The 17,131-nt window shown below is 71.7% G+C and carries 18 protein-coding genes and 1 tRNA gene; 14 read left to right on the plus strand and 5 right to left on the minus strand.

Going from position 1 to position 17,131, the window contains the following annotated elements; genetic code table 11:
* The 8 genes from IM725_RS16755 to IM725_RS16790 form a co-directional block, all read left to right on the plus strand.
* A partial coding sequence (locus IM725_RS16755) for a tetratricopeptide repeat protein (RefSeq protein WP_193781782.1) occupies window positions 1-1,688 on the plus strand: 1,688 nt, incomplete at its 5' end.
* Window positions 1,685-2,191: a lipoprotein insertase outer membrane protein LolB gene (locus IM725_RS16760; RefSeq protein ID WP_193781783.1), complete on the plus strand. Its 507-nt coding sequence runs from the start codon at window positions 1,685-1,687 to the stop codon at window positions 2,189-2,191. The genes IM725_RS16755 and IM725_RS16760, both read left to right, overlap by 4 nt.
* Before the next feature lie 3 nt (window positions 2,192-2,194).
* Window positions 2,195-3,055: a 4-(cytidine 5'-diphospho)-2-C-methyl-D-erythritol kinase gene (gene ispE / locus IM725_RS16765; protein ID WP_193781784.1), complete on the plus strand. Its 861-nt coding sequence runs from the start codon at window positions 2,195-2,197 to the stop codon at window positions 3,053-3,055.
* 20 nt (window positions 3,056-3,075) lie between these two features.
* Window positions 3,076-3,152, plus strand: a tRNA-Gln gene (locus IM725_RS16770).
* Window positions 3,153-3,218: 66 nt separating this feature from the next.
* The gene (locus tag IM725_RS16775; RefSeq protein WP_193781785.1) at window positions 3,219-4,199 is read left to right on the plus strand and encodes a ribose-phosphate pyrophosphokinase; all 981 of its coding nucleotides are present in this window, start codon (window positions 3,219-3,221) and stop codon (window positions 4,197-4,199) included.
* Between the two features lie 83 nt (window positions 4,200-4,282).
* On the plus strand, window positions 4,283-4,930 hold the full coding sequence (locus tag IM725_RS16780) for a 50S ribosomal protein L25/general stress protein Ctc (protein WP_193781786.1): 648 nt from the start codon (window positions 4,283-4,285) through the stop codon (window positions 4,928-4,930).
* Between the two features lie 75 nt (window positions 4,931-5,005).
* Window positions 5,006-5,632, plus strand: coding sequence for an aminoacyl-tRNA hydrolase (gene pth / locus IM725_RS16785; RefSeq protein WP_193781787.1), 627 nt, complete (start codon window positions 5,006-5,008; stop codon window positions 5,630-5,632).
* Between the two features lie 24 nt (window positions 5,633-5,656).
* Window positions 5,657-6,106 (plus strand): hypothetical protein, encoded by a 450-nt coding sequence (locus IM725_RS16790; RefSeq protein ID WP_193781788.1) that lies wholly within the window; start codon window positions 5,657-5,659, stop codon window positions 6,104-6,106.
* Here the strand turns inward: IM725_RS16790 and IM725_RS16795 are convergent, their stop codons facing one another.
* Window positions 6,107-6,400, minus strand: coding sequence for a YfhL family 4Fe-4S dicluster ferredoxin (locus IM725_RS16795; protein ID WP_193781789.1), 294 nt, complete (start codon window positions 6,398-6,400; stop codon window positions 6,107-6,109). It lies immediately after the preceding gene.
* A 24-nt stretch (window positions 6,401-6,424) separates the two neighbouring features.
* Here IM725_RS16795 and IM725_RS16800 point away from each other — a divergent pair, with 24 nt between their 5' ends.
* The 6 genes from IM725_RS16800 to IM725_RS16825 all read left to right on the plus strand — a co-directional run bounded on the left by IM725_RS16800 (window position 6,425) and on the right by IM725_RS16825 (window position 13,046).
* Window positions 6,425-7,375 carry an ABC transporter permease gene (locus IM725_RS16800; protein WP_193781790.1) on the plus strand — a complete coding sequence of 317 codons (951 nt, stop codon included), beginning with the start codon at window positions 6,425-6,427 and terminating at the stop codon, window positions 7,373-7,375.
* Window positions 7,375-8,196, plus strand: a complete 822-nt coding sequence (locus tag IM725_RS16805) for an ABC transporter permease (RefSeq protein ID WP_193781791.1) — start codon at window positions 7,375-7,377, stop codon at window positions 8,194-8,196. Before IM725_RS16800 ends, IM725_RS16805 begins: the two co-directional genes overlap by 1 nt.
* 5 nt (window positions 8,197-8,201) lie before the next feature.
* Entirely contained in the window at window positions 8,202-9,191 is a 990-nt protein-coding gene (locus IM725_RS16810) for an ABC transporter ATP-binding protein (RefSeq protein ID WP_193781792.1), read from the plus strand.
* A complete protein-coding gene (locus IM725_RS16815; protein WP_193781793.1) occupies window positions 9,188-10,051 on the plus strand; it encodes an ATP-binding cassette domain-containing protein in 864 nt (287 codons plus the stop codon). The genes IM725_RS16810 and IM725_RS16815 overlap by 4 nt, the downstream gene beginning before the upstream one ends.
* A 65-nt stretch (window positions 10,052-10,116) precedes the next feature.
* Window positions 10,117-11,601, plus strand: a complete 1,485-nt coding sequence (locus tag IM725_RS16820) for an ABC transporter substrate-binding protein (RefSeq protein ID WP_193781794.1) — start codon at window positions 10,117-10,119, stop codon at window positions 11,599-11,601.
* Between the two features lie 2 nt (window positions 11,602-11,603).
* The gene (locus IM725_RS16825; RefSeq protein ID WP_193781795.1) at window positions 11,604-13,046 is read left to right on the plus strand and encodes an amidase; all 1,443 of its coding nucleotides are present in this window, start codon (window positions 11,604-11,606) and stop codon (window positions 13,044-13,046) included.
* Window positions 13,047-13,059: 13 nt separating this feature from the next.
* On the opposite strand, the gene coaD is transcribed toward IM725_RS16825, so the two are convergent.
* The 4 genes from coaD to IM725_RS16845 form a co-directional block, all read right to left on the minus strand.
* Window positions 13,060-13,563, minus strand: coding sequence for a pantetheine-phosphate adenylyltransferase (coaD, locus tag IM725_RS16830; protein WP_193781796.1), 504 nt, complete (start codon window positions 13,561-13,563; stop codon window positions 13,060-13,062).
* A gap of 48 nt (window positions 13,564-13,611) precedes the next feature.
* Complete coding sequence (rsmD, locus tag IM725_RS16835; RefSeq protein ID WP_193781797.1) at window positions 13,612-14,196, minus strand: 16S rRNA (guanine(966)-N(2))-methyltransferase RsmD; 585 nt, start codon at window positions 14,194-14,196, stop codon at window positions 13,612-13,614.
* Window positions 14,197-14,416: 220 nt separating this feature from the next.
* Window positions 14,417-15,808 (minus strand): M16 family metallopeptidase, encoded by a 1,392-nt coding sequence (locus IM725_RS16840; protein ID WP_193781798.1) that lies wholly within the window; start codon window positions 15,806-15,808, stop codon window positions 14,417-14,419.
* Between the two features lie 4 nt (window positions 15,809-15,812).
* Window positions 15,813-17,131: M16 family metallopeptidase (locus tag IM725_RS16845; RefSeq protein WP_227753885.1), on the minus strand; the 1,319-nt coding region annotated here is incomplete at its 5' end.

A 17,131-nucleotide genomic window follows, 5' to 3' on the forward strand; every position in this document is an offset into this window, starting at 1 on the left:
CGCCCGCGGCATCGGCGGCCGACCCCACCACGCCCGCCGGGCCGCCCGCGCAGTCCGCCCTGGACGCCACGCTCTTCTACCAGCTGCTGCTGGGCGAGCTGAGCGCGCGCGGCGACGAGCCCGCCACCGGCTACAACCTGATCCTGGACGCCGCCCGCAAGACCGGCGACGCCCAGCTCTACCAGCGCGCCGTGGAGATCGCCTTCCAGGCCCGCTCGGGGGACGCGGCGCTGAAGGCGGCGCAGGCCTGGCACCAGGCCCACCCGAGCTCGCGCGAAGCCAACAACTACGTGCTGCGCATCCTGATCGCGCTCAACCGGGTCGCCGAAACCGGGGAGCCGCTGCACAACGAGGTCGCGCTCACCGACGCCGCGGACCGGCCCGCCATGCTGGGGCTGGTGCCGCGCTTCTACAGCCGGGTGGCCGACAAGAAGCAGGCCGCGGCCGTGGTCGAACAGGCCCTGGCCGAGTACCTGGCCCAGCCCGACACCGGCGCGGCCGCCTGGACGGCGGTCGGCCGCATGCGCCTGGCCGCCGGGGATGCGCCCGCGGCCCTGGAGGCGGCGCGCAAGGCCCAGGCGGTGCAGCCCGGCGCCGAGGCGCCCGCCCTGCTGGCCCTGGAGCTGCTCGACGCCAAGCAGCCCGCGGCCGAGGCCCTGTTCAAGCGCTACCTGGAAGGCAAGCCCCTGCCCGAGCTGCGCATGGCCTACGCCCGCAGCCTGATCGACCTGTCGCGCTACAAGGACGCCGCGGCCCAGCTCGAAGTCGTCACGCGCGAGAAGCCCGACCTCCCCGAGGCCTGGCTGGCCCTGGGCACCCTGCAGGCCCAGGACAACCGCGACGCCGACGCCGAGCGCACCTTCAAGCGCTACGTGGAGCTGGCCCAGGCCCAGAAGAAGGGCGAGGACCGCAACCGCGGCCTGGCCCAGGCCTACCTGTCGCTCTCGCGCCTGGCCGAAAAGCGCAAGGACTACGCCCTCGCCTCGGCCTGGCTGGACAAGATCGAGGACCCGCAGGACCTGATCGCCGCCCAGCAGCGGCGCGCCTCCATCCTGGCCCGCCAGGGCAAGCTGGAGGAAGGCCGCAAGCTGATCCGCGCCATCCCCGAGCGCGAGGAAGGCGATGCCAGGCTCAAGCTGCTGGCCGAAGTACAGCTGCTGCGCGACGCCAAGCAGTACAAGACCGCCTACGAGCTCCTGGGCCAGGCGGCCGAGAAGCCGCCCCTGGACCCCGACCTGGTGTACGAGCAGGCCATGCTGGCCGAGCGCATGGGCAAGCTGGACGACATGGAGAAGCTGCTGCGCCGCGTGATCGCGGCCAAGCCCGACTACCACCAGGCCTACAACGCGCTGGGCTACTCCCTCGCCGAGCACAACGTGCGCCTGACCGAGGCCCGCGCCCTGGTGCAGAAGGCGCTGAGCTTCGCGCCCGACGATCCTTTCATCGCCGACAGCCTGGGCTGGGTCGAGTTCCGCCTGGGCAACAAGCCCGAGGCCGCCCGCATCCTGCAGCAGGCCTACAAGAGCCGGCCCGACCCCGAGATCGCCGCCCACCTGGGCGAGGTGCTGTGGAGCCTGGGCGACAAGGACGGCGCGCAGGCCATCTTCAAGGAAGGCCTGATCCTGGGCGCCGACAACGAGACGCTGCAGGAGACCATCAAGCGCCTGCGCGCCGGGCAGAAGCCATGAGGCCCCTGCCCCGGCGCCGGGCCGCCTGGCCTGCGCTGGTGGCCGCGCTGTGGCTGGCCGGTTGCGCGACGGTCGCCCCGCCGGCCCCGGACGCCCGCCACTGGAGCGGCCGGCTCGGCCTGACGGTGCTGGACGCCGCCGGCCAGGCGCAGGCCCAGTCCGCCGTCTCGGCCAGCTTCCAGCTCGACGGCAGCCCGAGCGAGGGCAGCCTGAGCCTGAGCACCCCGATAGGCTCCACCCTGGCCGTGCTGAAGTGGCAGCCCGGCCACGCCCGGCTGGAGGCCAACGGGACGGTGGAGGAGTACGGCTCCCTGGACGCGCTGGCGGCCGCCGCCACGGGCACGCCCATTCCGGTCGCGGCCCTGTTCGACTGGCTGGACGGCCGGCCCACGCCGGTGCCCGGCTGGACGCCCGACCTCTCCCGCATCGCGGACGGCCGGCTGGCCGCCCACCGCACCCAGCCGCCGCCACCGGCCGAGCTGCGCCTGGTGCTGGACCGCTGAGCCATGCGCGCGATCCTGGACGTTGCGGCGCCGGCCAAGCTCAACCTATTCCTGCACGTGCTGGGGCGGCGCCCCGACGGCATGCACGAGCTGCAATCGGCCTTCATGCTCATCGACTGGTGCGACACGCTGCACTTCGAGCGGCGCGAAGGCGGCGGCCTGAGCCGCGAGGACCTGGCGGCCGAACTGCCGCCGGACGACCTGGTGCTGCGCGCCGCCCGGGCGCTGCAGCAGGCCAGCGGCACCCCCTGGGGCGCGCACATCGCGATCGAGAAGCGGGTGCCGGCGCAGGCCGGCATGGGCGGCGGCTCCTCCGACGCCGCATCCACCCTGCTGGCGCTCAACCGGCTGTGGGGCCTGGGCTGGAGCGTCGCGCGCCTGTCCGCGCTGGGCGTGCGGCTGGGGGCGGATGTGCCCTTCTTCCTGGGCGGGCACAACGCCTGGGTCGAGGGCATCGGCGAGCGGCTGACCCCGCTGGCGCTGCCGCCGGGCCGCTTCCTGGTCGCCAAGCCGCCCGAGGGCCTGGAGACCGCGAAAATCTTTTCCGACCCCCTCCTACAACGCAGCCATGAGCCTGCTATACTCTCAGGCTTTGCTGCAAACCCTTACGCCTTCGGGCGCAATGTTCTGCAGCCGGTTGCCCAGCGGTTGTGCCCAGGTGTCGCCCAAGCCCTCGAATGGCTGGCGGCGCAGGGCCTTTCGGGGCGCATGACCGGGTCGGGCAGCGCGGTTTTCGCGCCCCTTCCCGGCGAGGCCACCCCCGCGGCGGCACCGGCTCGCTGGCAGGTCCGGGTGTGCAGCAACATGGAAGCCCATCCTCTGGCTGGGTGGGCTCCCAGCGACGATTCATCGGTGGTCGGCTGATTGCAGCCGGCAACCCGTGTAGGGGAGTCGCCAAGTTGGTTAAGGCACCGGATTTTGATTCCGGCATGCGAGGGTTCGAGTCCTTCCTCCCCTGCCAGTTTCGCTGACGCGCAAGAGATCGGGGTCTGACCCCGATTAATTTACTGATCGCTGGGTTCCGCAGATGCAGGTCACTTCCAACGTTCCTGATTTCATGGTGTTCACCGGCAACGCCAATCCCGCGCTGGCCGCGGAGATTGCGGGCCACCTGGGCATCACGCTGGGCGCGGCTTCGGTCGGCCGCTTCTCCGACGGCGAGGTGACGGTCGAGATCAACACCAACGTGCGCGCACGCGACGTGTTCGTGGTGCAGTCCACCTGCGCCCCGACCAACGAGAACCTGATGGAGCTGCTCATCATGGTCGACGCGCTCAAGCGCGCCTCGGCCGAGCGCATCAGTGCCGTGATCCCCTACTTCGGCTATGCCCGCCAGGACCGCCGTCCGCGCTCCTCGCGCGTGCCGATCTCGGCCAAGGTGGTGGCCAACCTGCTGCAGACCGTGGGCGTCTCGCGCGTGCTCACCATGGACCTGCACGCCGACCAGATCCAGGGCTTCTTCGACATCCCGGTCGACAACATCTACGCCTCGCCGGTGCTGCTCAACGACCTGCGCCAGAAGAACTACGAGAACCTGATCGTGGTCTCGCCCGACGTGGGCGGCGTGGTGCGCGCGCGCGCCCTGGCCAAGCAGCTGGGCACCGACCTCGCCATCATCGACAAGCGCCGCCCGCGCGCCAACGTGAGCGAGGTCATGCACGTGATCGGCGAGATCGAAGGCCGCAACTGCGTCATCATGGACGACATGATCGACACCGCCGGCACGCTGGTGAAGGCGGCCGAGGTGCTGAAGGAACGTGGCGCCAAGCACGTGTATGCGTACTGCACGCACCCGATCTTTTCCGGCCCGGCGATCGAGCGCATCGCCAAGGGTTCGGCCCTGGACGAGGTCGTGGTCACCAACACCATCCCCCTGTCCGACGCAGCCCGCGGCTGCGCCAAGATCCGCCAACTGTCCGTGGCTCCGCTGGTCGCCGAAACGATCCAGCGCATTGCCAAGGGCGAGTCGGTGATGAGCCTGTTCTCGGAACAGAACAACCTGTTCTGAGGACTTTTGCGGCGCCGCCTTCCGCGGCGCCTTTTTGAAACGGGAGCCACACTGGTCGCGGTGGGCTTCAACCGGAGTTAGATATGAAATTCGTCGCTTTCGAGCGCGCCAAGCAGGGCACGGGTGCGAGCCGCCGTCTCCGCAACACGGGCCGCACGCCCGGCATCGTCTACGGTGGCGAGGGCCAGCCCCAGCTGGTCGAACTGGACCACAACGCCCTGTGGCACGCCCTGAAGAAGGAAACCTTCCACTCGTCCATTCTGGACATGGAAGTGAACGGCCAGGCTGCCAAGGTGCTGCTGCGTGACGTGCAGTACCACCCGTACAAGCAGCAGGTCCTGCACATCGACTTCCAGCGCGTGGACGCCAAGACCAAGCTGCACATGAAGGTGCCGGTCCACTACAAGAACGCCGAGGAATCCCAGGCCGTCAAGTTCGAGCACTGCGTGGTCAACCACGTCATGTCCGAGCTGGACATCTCCTGCCTGCCCGGCGACCTGCCCGAGTTCATCGAGGTCGACCTGTCCGGCCTGAAGAAGGGCATGTCCCTGCACCTGAACGACATCCAGCTGCCCAAGGGCGTCTCGGCCGTGACGCACGGCAAGGCGAACCCGGTGCTGGTCTCCGTGGTGCAGACCGGCGGTGGCGACGAGGCCGCCGAAGCCGCTCCGGCCGCGGACGCCGCTGCCCCGGCCAAGGACGCCAAGCCCGAAGCCAAGGCCAAGAAGTAATCCTTCGCCGCCTGGCACCTGGACGGCCCACTTCGGTGGGCCGTTCGCTTTTCAGGCCACCGGATAATCCTGACCATGATCAAGCTGTTCGTCGGCCTGGGCAACCCGGGCCCCGATTACGAGGACACCCGCCACAACGCCGGCTTCTGGTGGGTGGACGCGCTGGCGCGCGAGCTCAAGGCCAGCCTGGTGATGGAAAGGGGCTTCCAGGGGCTGGTGGGCCGCAGCGGCTCCGGCACCGCCACGGTGTGGCTGCTGGAGCCGCAGACCTTCATGAACCTGTCGGGGCGGTCGGTGGCGCAGCTGGCGCGCTTCTACAAGATCAAGCCGGAGGAGATCCTGGTCGTGCACGACGAGCTGGACATCCCGCCCGGCGAGGCCAAGCTGAAGTTCGGCGGCGGCCATGCGGGCCACAACGGCCTGCGCGACATCCACGCCCAGCTGGGCACCGACCAGTACTGGCGGCTGCGCCTGGGCATCGGCCACCCGGGGGACCGCGCGGAGGTCGCGAACTGGGTGCTGAAGCGGCCCGCGCCCGACCAGCGCAGCGCCATGGAAGCCTGCATAGAGCGCACGCTCAAGGCGGCGCCCGAGTTCATCGCCGGGGACATGCCCAAGGCGACGCAAATGGTGCACACCACGAAGCCGCCACGGCCCAAGCCGCCCCGGCCGGCGCAGACTCCGCCGGCACCGCCCACCTGAAGGGCGGCCCCTTGCGAGGCCCCGATGATCCTGCTGCCACCACCGCCACCACGCATCATCATCCGGGCCACCCTGGCGCTTCTCGCCATGCTGATGTGCGCCGCGCCTTCATGGGCCCAGGCAACCGCCCAGGGCGTCTGGCGCTGCGGCAACACCTACCAGGCGCAGCCCTGCCCCGGCGGCCAGGCGATCACGGCCCAGGACCCCCGGAGCCCTGACGAGCGTGCGCTGCACGAGGCCCAGGTGGCGCGCGAGGCCCAGGCGGCACGCACCCTGGAACAGCAGCGGCTGCGCGCCGAGCGGGATGCGCCGCGCGCGCCCGTGCCCCCCGCGGCCGCGGACGACCTGCCGGAGCCGAACGGGCCGCTGTTCAAGGCCAAGGTGCCCAAGCCGCCCAAGGCCGCCAAGGCGAAGAAGCCCAAGCCTGCCAAGGCAGCGCCGGCAGGTGCCGCCGCCAGCGCGGCGCGGCACTGATCAGGATTGGGGGCCGGGGGCCGCGGGCGCAGCGGCCGCGTCGTCCACCTTGCCGGTCAGGCGCTGGTACTTCTGCCAGAGCGTCTCGCGGTTCTCGATGCGCTGCGGGTTGACGGGGATGCAGGCCACGGGGCAGACCTGCACGCACTGCGGCTCATCGAAGTGGCCCACGCACTCGGTGCATTTGTCCGGGTCGATCTCGTAGATCTCGGGGCCGAGGTAGATCGCCTGGTTGGGGCATTCCGGCTCGCACACATCGCAGTTGATGCACTCGTCGGTAATCATCAAGGCCATGGTTCTGGCATTATCCGCTGCTTCATGAGCGTCTTCCTCCTCAAGCGCCTGATCACCCTCCTGGCGACGCTGGCGGGCGCGTCGCTGGTGGTATTCGGCGTGCTGGAGGTGCTGCCCGGCAATGCGGCCCAGGTGCTCATGGGGGCCGACGCGTCACCCGAGGCCATCCAGGCGCTCACCGCCAAGCTCGGCCTGGACCACCCGGTGCACGAGCGCTACCTGGCCTGGATCCACGGCCTCTTCACCGGCGACATGGGCCTGAGCTACGCCTACGGCTCGCCGGTCGGCGAGCTGGTGCGCGAGCGGCTTGCGCTCACGGTGCCGCTGGCGCTGATGGCGATGACGCTCACGGCCGTGGTCGCGATCGCCGCCGGCGTCTACGCGGCTTCGCACCACAACAAAGCGCCCGACGTGGGCGTGATGGCGCTCTCGCAGCTGGGCGTGGCGGTGCCCAACTTCTGGTTCGCGATCCTGCTGATCCTGCTCTTCTCGGTGAAGCTGCAGTGGTTCTCCGCGGGCGGATTCCCGGGCTGGGACGAGGGCCTGCTGCCCGGCCTGCGCGCGCTGCTGCTGCCCGCCATTGCCCTGGCGGTGGTGCAGTCGGCCATCCTCGCGCGCATCACGCGCTCGGCCGTGCTCGACGTCTTGCGCGAGGACTTCGTGCGCACCGCGCGGGCGCGCGGCGTGTCGCGCCGCGGCGCGCTCTGGGGCCACGTGCTGCGCAACGCCATGATCCCCGTGGTGACCGTGATGGGCCTGCAGTTCGCCGAGCTGCTGGCCGGCACCATCGTGGTGGAGAACGTGTTCTACCTGCCCGGGCTGGGCCGCCTGATCTTCCAGTCCATCGCCAACCGCGACCTGATCGTGGTGCGCAACTGCGTGATGCTGCTCGCCGCCATGGTGGTCATCGTCAACTTCGTGGTGGACCTGCTCTACGCCGTGATCGATCCGCGGGTGAAGGCCGCCGACCTGTGATGCGCGCGCTGCGCCATCCCAGCTTCGCGATCGGGGCCGCGCTCACGCTGGCGCTGCTGGCCGCGGCCGCGCTCTCGCTGGTGTGGACGCCCGGCTCCGCCACCGAGGTCGACATGGCGGCCCGGCTGCAGGCCGCCAGCAGCGCCCACTGGCTGGGCACCGACGCCTTCGGCCGCGACATCGCCGCGCAGCTGCTGGTGGGCGCACGCGCCTCCATCGTGGTGGGCGTGGTTGCCGTGGGCATCGGCCTGTCCGTGGGCACCGCGCTGGGCCTGCTGGCCTCGGCGTTGCGCGGCTGGACGGAGGAGGTCCTGATGCGGCTGGCCGACTTCGGCTTCGCTTTCCCCGCCATCCTCTCGGCCATCATGCTCACGGCGGTGTTCGGCCCGGGCATGGTGATCGCGATGGTGGCGATCGGGCTCTACAACATCCCCAGCTTCGCGCGCATCACGCGCGCCTCGGCCAACGCGGTCTGGCAGCGCGAGTACGTGCTGGCGGCGCGCGCGGCCGGCAAGGGCCGGCTCGCGATCACGCTGGAGCATGTGCTGCCCAACATCGCGCCCGTGCTCATCGTGCAGGCCACCATCCGCTTCGCCATCGCGATCCTGGCCGAGGCCGCGCTCTCCTACCTGGGCCTGGGCACGCAGCCGCCGCAGCCTTCCTGGGGCCGCATGCTGAGCGAGGCGCAGAGCCTGCTGTTCCAGGCGCCCTGGCTGGGCGTGTACCCGGGCCTGTGCATCGCGCTGGCGGTGCTGGGCCTGAACCTGCTGGGCGACGGGCTGCGCGACCTGCTGGACCCGCGGCTGGCCCGCCAGCGCTGACGACCATGGCGCTGCTGGACGTCCGCGACCTCACGATCACGCTGCAGACGGCGCACGGCCCCGCCGCGGCGGTGCGCGATCTCTCCTTCTCGCTGGAGGCGGGCGAGACCCTGGGCATCGTCGGCGAATCGGGTTCGGGCAAGTCGCTCACGGCGCTCGCGCTCATGGGCCTGCTGCCCGAGTCCGCGCGCGCCACGGGCAGCATCCGCTTCGAGGGCGAGGAACTGCTGGGGCGGCCCGAGCGGGCCCTGGATGCGCTGCGCGGCGACCGCATGGGCATGGTGTTCCAGGAGCCCATGACCGCCCTCAACCCGCTGCACACCGTGGGCGCGCAGGTGGCCGAGCCGCTGCGCCTGCACCGCGGCCTGGACCGGCAACAGGCCCTGCGCGAGGCCATCGCCCTGCTGGAGCGCGTGGGCATCCCCGATGCGGCACAGCGCGCCGCCGCCTACCCGCACCAGTTCTCGGGCGGCCAGCGCCAGCGCATCATGATCGCCGCGGCGCTGGCCTGCGGCCCGCGCCTGCTCCTGGCGGACGAGCCCACCACCGCGCTGGACGTGACGGTGCAAAAGCAGATCCTCGAGCTGATGGCGGACCTGGTCACCGAGCGCGGCATGGCGCTGGTGCTGATCTCGCACGACCTGGGCGTGATCGCGCAGAACGTGCGCCGCATGCTGGTGATGTACGGCGGCACGGCGGTGGAGACGGGTCCCACGGCGCAGGTCTTCGCCCACCCTGCGCACCCCTACACCCTGGGCCTGCTGGGCGCCCGGCCGGCGCTCTCGCGCCGCCGCGGCGAACGCCTGGCCACGCTGCCCGGCAGCGTGCCCGAACTGGCCGAGCTGCCCGCGGGATGCCGCTTCGCCGGCCGCTGCCCTTTCACGGCGCCCCTGTGCGAGTCGGCACCTCCCCCGGCCGTGGAAACCGCGCCGGGCCAGTTCGCGCGCTGCGTTCGGCTGGACGCCGTGGCGGCGGCGCGCCAGGAGGCCGCATGACCACGGCACCCCGAGCCAAGCAGGACGGCGCTGCCGTCACCACCACGCCCCCCGGCGCCGCCGCCGCGCAGCCTCCGCTGCTGGAAGTGAGCGGGCTGCGCCGCGACTACGCGCTGCCGCGCGAGAGCCTGTTCAGGCCACCCGGGCGGGTGCAGGCACTGCGGGGCGTGAGCTTTCGCATGGAAGCCGGCCGCAGCCTGGGCATCGTGGGCGAATCCGGCTCCGGCAAGTCCACGCTGGCGCGCCTGGTGATGGCGCTGGACACGCCCAGCGCCGGCAGCGTGCGCCTGCTCGGACGCGACCTGCACGCCCTGCCGCGCGAGGCCCTGCGCCAGGCCCGGCGCGACTTCCAGATGGTGTTCCAGGACCCCTACGGTTCGCTGGACCCGCGCTGCACCGTGGCCCGCATCGTCGCCGAGCCGCTGTCGGCGCAGGGGGTGGCGCGCGTCGAGCAGCAGGCACGCGCGGCCGACGCGCTGCAGGCCGTGGGCCTGCGCGCCAGCGACCTCGCCAAGTACCCGCACGAATTCTCCGGCGGCCAGCGCCAGCGCATCGCGATCGCGCGCGCGCTCATCACGCGGCCGCGCCTGATCGTGGCCGACGAGCCGGTGAGCGCGCTCGACGTGTCCGTGCAGGCCCAGGTGCTGAACCTCATGCAGGACCTGCAGGCGCAGTTCGGCATCGCCTTCCTGCTCATCAGCCACGACCTGGCCATCGTGCAGCAGCTGTGCGACGAGGCCCTGGTGCTGCGCGACGGCGAGGTGGTGGAGCGGGGCGATCCGGCCGCCATGTTCTCGGCGCCCGCGCATCCCTACACCCGCGCCCTGGTGGAGGCCGTGCCCCGCGCCGCGATCGCATAAGCTATCGCTTTCCGAATGCCGGTGGCGGGCCCCGCGCACGCCCGGCCCAGAACGAGGAGACCGCCATGAAACGCCGCACCCTGCTCACGGCCGCCGCCGCCGGCGCACTGCCCCTGGCCCTGCCCGCCCTGGCCCAGGGCCGCAAGGACCGGGTCACCCTGGCGATGCAGCTGGAGCCGCCGGGGCTGGACCCCACCGCCAACGCCGCCGCGGCCATCGGCGAGATCACGCTCTACAACATCTTCGAGACGCTGACCAAGATCGGCAGCGACAACAAGGTCACCCCGCTGCTGGCCGAGAGCTGGGAAGTCTCGCCCGACCTCAAGACCTACACCTTCCGCCTGCGCAAGGGCGTGAAGTTCCACAACGGCGAGCCCTTCAACGCGAACACGGTCAAGTTCGCCTTCGACCGCGCGGGCGGCGACAAGAGCACCAACAAGGACAAGCGCACCTTCGCCAACCTCACGACGCAGGTGGTGGACGAGCACACCGTGGTGCTGCTCAACAAGGAGATCGACCCCGACCTGCCGTTCCTGCTCGGCCAGCCCACCGCCATCATCGTGGAGCCCCGCAGCGTGGACACCAACGCCACCCGGCCGGTGGGCACCGGCCCGTACCAGCTGCAGGCCTGGAACAAGGGCGCCAGCGCCGTGCTGGTGAAGTGGCCCGGCTGGCGCGACGCCGCCAAGGTGAAGATCTCGCAGGCGACCTTCCGCTTCATCTCCGACCCGGCCGCCGCCGCCGCCGCCCTGCTCTCCGGCGATGTGGACGCCTTCCCGCGCGTGCCCACGCGCATCGTTCCGCAGTTCCGCAACGACCCGCGCTTCCAGGTGCTGGTGGGCGGCTCGCGCGCCAAGACCATCCTCTCGATCAACCACCGGCACAAGCCGCTGGACGACGTGCGCGTGCGCCGCGCCATCCTGGCCGCCATCGACCGCAAGGCGGTGATCCAGGGTGCGGCCGACGGCTTCGGCCAGCCCATAGGCAGCCATTACGTGCCGGGCGCCGAGGGCTACATCGACACCACGGCGATCAACCCCTACAACCCCGACAAGGCCCGGCAGCTGCTGGCCGAAGCCGGCGTGAAGACCCCGCTGGAGCTGGTGATGACGCTGCCGCCGCCGGCCTACGCGCGCCAGGGCGGCGAGGTGATCGCCTCGGAGCTGGCCAAGGTGGGCATCAACGTCAAGATCCAGAACGTGGAGTGGGCGCAGTGGCTGTCCGGCACCTTCGGCGGCCCGCACAACTTCGACCTCACCATCGTCTCGCACGTGGAGGCCTTCGACCTGGGCAACTACGCCAAGCCCGACTACTACTTCGGCTGGCAGTCGCCGAAGTTCAACGCGCTCTACGACAAGCTCAAGGCCACCGGCAACGCGAAGGAACGCGCCAGGCTGCTGGGCGAGATCCAGACGCTGCTGGCCACCGACGCGGTGAACGGCTACCTGTTCCAGCCCCAGTTCCCCACCATCGCCCGCAAGGAGCTCAAGGGGCTGTGGAAGGACATGCCGGTGTCGGTGAACGACCTGGCGGCGCTGTCCTGGGGCTGAGCATGGCCGCACCCGCCGCAGGCAGCGACGCCCTGCACGCGCTGGGCGTGCCGCAGCTGGTCGAGGGCTTCCGCCGGCGCGATTTCTCCCCGGTGGAGGTGGCCGAGGCGGTGCTGGGCCACGTGGAGCTCTGGGAGCGCCACCTGCAGGCGCTGTACCTGCTGCAGCCCGAGCGGGTGATGGCCCAGGCGCGCGAGAGCGAGGCGCGCTGGCTGCACGGCCAGCCGCTGGGCCCGCTGGACGGCGTGCCGGTCACCATCAAGGACAACATCGCAACACGCGGCGACCCCACGCCCCTGGGCACCGCGGCCTGCGAACTGGTGCCGGCCGCGGCCGATGCGCCGCCGGCGGCGCGCCTGCGCGAAGCGGGCGCGGTGTTTCTGGCCAAGACCACCATGCCCGACTACGGCATGCTGTCCTCGGGCCTGTCCAGCTTCCATGCGCTGGCGCGCAACCCCTGGGACCTGGCGTGCACGCCGGGCGGCTCCAGCGCGGGCGCGGGCGCGGCCGCGGCCGCGGGCTACGGCCCGCTGCACCTGGGCACCGACATCGGCGGCTCGCTGCGCCTGCCGGCGGGCTGGTGCGGCATCTTCACGCTCAAGCCCAGCCTGGGCCGCATCCCCATCGATCCGCCCTACACCGGCCGCGCGGCCGGCCCCATGACGCGCACCGTGGCGGACGCGGCCTGGGCGATGCAGGTGCTCAGCCTGCCGGACGCGCGCGACAGCATGAGCCTGCCCTTCCAGGACATCGCCTGGACCGACATCGAACGCGGCCCTGCCCTGCTGCGCGGCCTGCGCATCGGCCTGCTGCTGGACGCCGGGTGCGGCCTGCCGGTGGACGCCGAAGTGCGCGAGGCGGTGCAGGCCGCGGCCCGGCTGTTCGAGCAGGCCGGCGCGCACGTGGAGCCCATGGCGCCCTTCCTCAGGCCCGAGATGCTGGACGGCATGGACCACTTCTGGCGCATGCGCTCGCACATGGACCTGCAGGCCCTGCCCCGCGCACGCCGGGCGGCGGTGCTGCCCTACATCCGGGCCTGGGCCGACAGCGCGGCCGGCATGACGGGCGAGGCGGTGTTCCGTGCCGCCAGCCGCTTCCATGAGACGCGCGTGGCCACGGTCGCCGCTTGCGCGCCCTACGACCTCGTCCTGTCGCCGGTGTCGCCGGGCCCCGCCGCACCGGCGGAATGGGCCTCGCCCACCAACGACCCGATGCGCCCGCTGGAGCACATCGCCTTCACGGTGCCCTTCAACATGTCGGAGCAGCCGGCCGCCTCGATCAACTGCGGCTACACCGCCGGCGGGCTGCCGATCGGCCTGCAGATCGCGGGTCGTCGTTTCGACGACCTGGGCGTGCTGCGCATCTCGCGGGCCTTCGAGCTGCTGCGCGGGCCGCAGCGCCCCTGGCCCAGCCCGCCCACGCCGGCGGCGCAGACGCTGGACTGAGCGCGGCGCGCGCTCAGTTGTCGCGGCCCAGCGCGCGCACCTTCTCCATCAGGCGCTGCTGCACCAGCGGCGAGACGAACTTGTCGACCTCGCCGCCGAGCACGGCGATCTCGCGCACGAAGGTGCTGCTGATGAACTGGTACTTGTCGCTGGGCGTGAGGAAGATGGTTTCCACCGCCGGCATCAGGCTTCGGTTCATGCCGGCCAGCTGGAACTCGTAGTCGAAGTCGGTCACCGCGCGCAGCCCGCGCACCACCGCCTTGCCACCGCGCGCCACCATGAAGTCGCGCAGCAGGCCGGAGTAGCTCTCCACCGCCACCTGGGGGTAGCCCTTGGTGAGCTCGCGCACCATGTCGATCCGCTCGGCCAGGGTGAACATGGCCTTCTTGTGGTGGCCGGCCGCCACGGCCACGATGACCCGGTCGAACAGCTGGGTCGCGCGCCGCACCACATCCTCATGGCCCAGGGTCATGGGGTCGAAAGTGCCGGGGTAGACGGCAAGCACACTGTTGGACATGGGGGTCTCCTGCGGCCTGGCCGCTGCGTCGGCTTCGTTTCCGGCGGATTATGCAGCCCGGCCCAGCAAGTGGGCGTGCACGGCGCCCGCCTTGAGGTGGCGTTGCAGCACCAGGCCGTAGGGCGCCAGCGCCGCATCGTCCCAGGCGCTGGGCGCCTCCAGGTAGATGCGGCCTTCGGGCTGGACGGCGGCCGCCGCGGCGCGCAACGCCTTCGCCCACAGGTCGGCGTCGAAGGGGGGGTCCAGGAAGACCAGGTCGCGGCTGGCGGGCGCGAGGCCGGCCAGCAGGTTCAGGCCGTTGCCGCGCTGGACCGCGACCACGGCCTGCGCGTCCAGCCTGGACACCGTGGCGCGCAAGCGCTCCACGAGCTGCGGGTCCTGCTCGACCAGCAGCACCTCGGCCGCGCCGCGCGAGGCGGCTTCCAAGCCCAGCGCGCCGGTGCCGGCGAACACGTCGACGCAGCGCCAGCCGGACAGGTCCTGGCCCAGCCAGTTGAAGAGGGTTTCGCGCACGCGGTCGGGCGTGGGGCGCAGGCCCGGCCGGTCCAGCACGGCCAGTCGGGTGCGCTTCCATTGGCCGCCGATGATGCGCACTTCATGCGGGGCGGCGCGGGATGCCGTTCGGGTTGCCATGCGGGCAAGCTTAAGCGAAGCCGGCGCGCTCCTCTTGCGGAAGCGACTCCCTGCCGGCCTGCCCCTCACCCGACATCTCAAGCGTGACAGCTCGACAGTGATTGTGAAGCAGGCGGGCGGCCGGTCCGTGCCACCCCCTGTCAACAATGACAGGGTGCCAGGTCACGCCAGGAGCCAGAATGTGCCTGCCCCGGGCCAGCGCAGGGCAGCGGGCGGCCGATCAGGGCTTGGCGGGCGCCGCGGCCACCGCGGGCGGCTGGGCCCCCACCACCACCGTCACCATGCGCTGCGGGTCCAGCTTGCGCTCGAAGGCCGTCCGCACCTGCGCCGGGGTCACCGCCCGGATGTGGTCCACCCAGGTGTCCAGGTAGTCCAGCGGCAGGTCGTACCAGGCGATGTTGGCGATGTTGTCCAGCAGCTTGCGGTTGCTGTCCAGGAGCAGCGGGAAGCCGCCGATGTAGTAGTCCTTGGCGGCCTGCAGCTCCTTCTCGGTCGGGCCGTCCTTGACGAAGCGCTGCAGCACCTCGCGCACCACCTGCAGGGCCTGCGCGGCCTGGTCGGGCCGGGTGCTCAGGCTGATGCCGAAGGCGCCCGCGTGCATGCCGGGCGAGAAGCCGCTGCCCACGCCGTAGGTCAGGCCGCGCTTCTCACGCACCTCGGCCGACAGGCGCGACACCAGGCCGCCGCCGCCCAGCACGTAGTTGCCCACCAGCAGCGGGAAGAAGTCGGGGTCCTTGCGCTTGGCGCCGGGCTGGCCCAGCAGCACCTGGGCCTGGGCGGCGGCGAAGGGGACGTCGATCTCGGACGGCGCGGCCAGCGGCGGCACCTCGGGCACCGCCGGCAGCGCGGCGCACTGGCCGGCCTGGGCGGCCGGCAGGCGCGACAGCAGGGTGGTGACGATCTGGTCGGCCTGGGCCCGCGAGACCGCGCCCACGATGCTCACCTTGGCCCGGCAGGGCTCCAGCAGGCCGTAGAAGCGCCGCATGTCGGCCACGCCGATGTGCGAGAGCGACTCGGGCGTGGTCTCGTGGCCGTAGGGATGGCCGCTGTACACCGCCTTGCGGAAGGCCTTGCCCGCCACCGTGGCCGGGCGCGTGTCCGCCTCGCGGATGCCGGCCGAGATGCGCTCGCGCTCGCGCTGCCAGACCGCCTCGGGGAAGGCCGGCTCGCCCAGCTGGCGCGCGGCCAGCGCCACCGCGCGCGGCAGGATGTCGGGATAGGTCAGCGAACGCAGCGAGAAGCCCATGCGGTCGTTGCCGGCCCCGGCGTCGAAGTCGGCGCCCAGGTCGGCCCAGGCCTCGCCGAGCTGGTTCTCGTCCAGGGCCGGTTCGCTGCCGTGGGCGGCGATGCCCTTGGAGGTCATGCCGGCGGTGACGGCGGCCAGGCCGGCCTGCGTGTCGGGCTCGCGCCGGCTGCCGGCATCGAACTCCACGCGCACGTCGACCATGGGGATGGAGGGGCTCTCGACCAGGTAGACCTGGGCGCCGCTGGGCTGCGTCCACTTCTGGATCGGGATGGCGGCCGAGGCGGGGCCGGCCGCCAGGGCCAGCACGGTGCCCGCGGCGGCAAGGGCGGCGGCGAGTCGGGGCTTGCGGGTGAACATGCGTGTCATGCCTTCAGTCGCGCACGCCCGCCGGGGGCGCGGTGCGGGGTTTGCGGTTGGGGTCCAGCGGCTGCGGGCGCAGGATGCCCACGGTGAGCTGGTCGTCGCCGAAATACTTGGCGGCCACCTGCTGCACCTGGGCGGCCGTGACCTGGCGCAGGCGCGCGATCAGGCGCTCGTCGGCGTCCAGCGGGAAGCCGTTGATCCAGTAGCTGCCCAGTTCGCGGGCCTGGTTCATGACGGAGTCGCGCTTGTAGACCTGGCTGGCGATCCACTGCGTCTTCACGCGCTGCAGCTCGGCCTCGGTCACGCCGTCGCGGGCCACGCGGGCCACCTCGGCCCGCAGGGCCGCCTCCACCTGCTCCGGCGTCTTGCCCTTGGCGGGCACGCCCGAGAGGGTGAACAGCTGCGGCCCGCGGCCCCAGAGGCCGTTGTCGGCGCTGGCGCCGTCGGCCACGCGGTCCGGGCCCTGGGTGAGCGCACGGTCCAGGCGGGCGCCGCTGTAGCCGTCGAGCACGGCGGACAGCACCGTCAGGGCCAGCGCGTCGTTGTTGGCGGGCGTGTCCTCGAAGGAGGTGAGCTGCGGCACCTTGAAGGCCAGCGCCACGTAGGCCTGCTCGGCCGGGGCCTTGAAGTCGATACGGCGCTCGCCGGCCTGCGCGGGCTCGATGCGCGGCTTGCGCTCGGGCACGGGGCGCGCCGGGATGCTGCCGTAGTACTTGGTGGCCAGCTGCAGCACCTTCTGCGGGTCCACGTCGCCGGCGACCACGACCACGGCGTTGGCGGGCACGTACCAGCGGTGGTAGAAATCGCGCGCGTCCTGCGGGTGCATGCTGTCCAGGTCGCTCATCCAGCCGATCACGGGCCGCCGGTAGGGCGAGGCCTCGAAGGTGGCCGCGCCCAGGGCCTCCCACAGGCGGGAGCGGGGGTTGTCCTCGATGCGCCAGCGGCGCTCCTCCTTGACCACTTCCAGCTCGCGCTTGAACTCGTCGTCCGGCCACTGGTTGTTGGCGAAGCGGTCGGACTCCAGCTTCATCACGTCTTCCAGCCGGTTGGCCGGGATCTGCTGGAAGTAGAGCGTGGTGTCCTGCATGGTGGAGGCGTTCTCACGCCCGCCCAGCGCGGCCACGCGCTGCGAGAACTCGCCCGGCTTCAGGGTCTTGGTGCCCTTGAAGAGCATGTGCTCCAGCATGTGCGCCAGGCCCGACCAACCGTCGACCTCATCCATGGAGCCCACGCGCACGTAGACCATCTGGACCGCGGTCGGTGCGCGGTGGTCCGGCCGCACGATGAGCGTGAAGCCGTTGGGCAGCTTGTACTCGCGCGTGGCGC

The organism is Ramlibacter aquaticus (assembly GCF_015159745.1).
In the GTDB taxonomy this organism is placed as follows: domain Bacteria; phylum Pseudomonadota; class Gammaproteobacteria; order Burkholderiales; family Burkholderiaceae_C; genus Ramlibacter; species Ramlibacter aquaticus.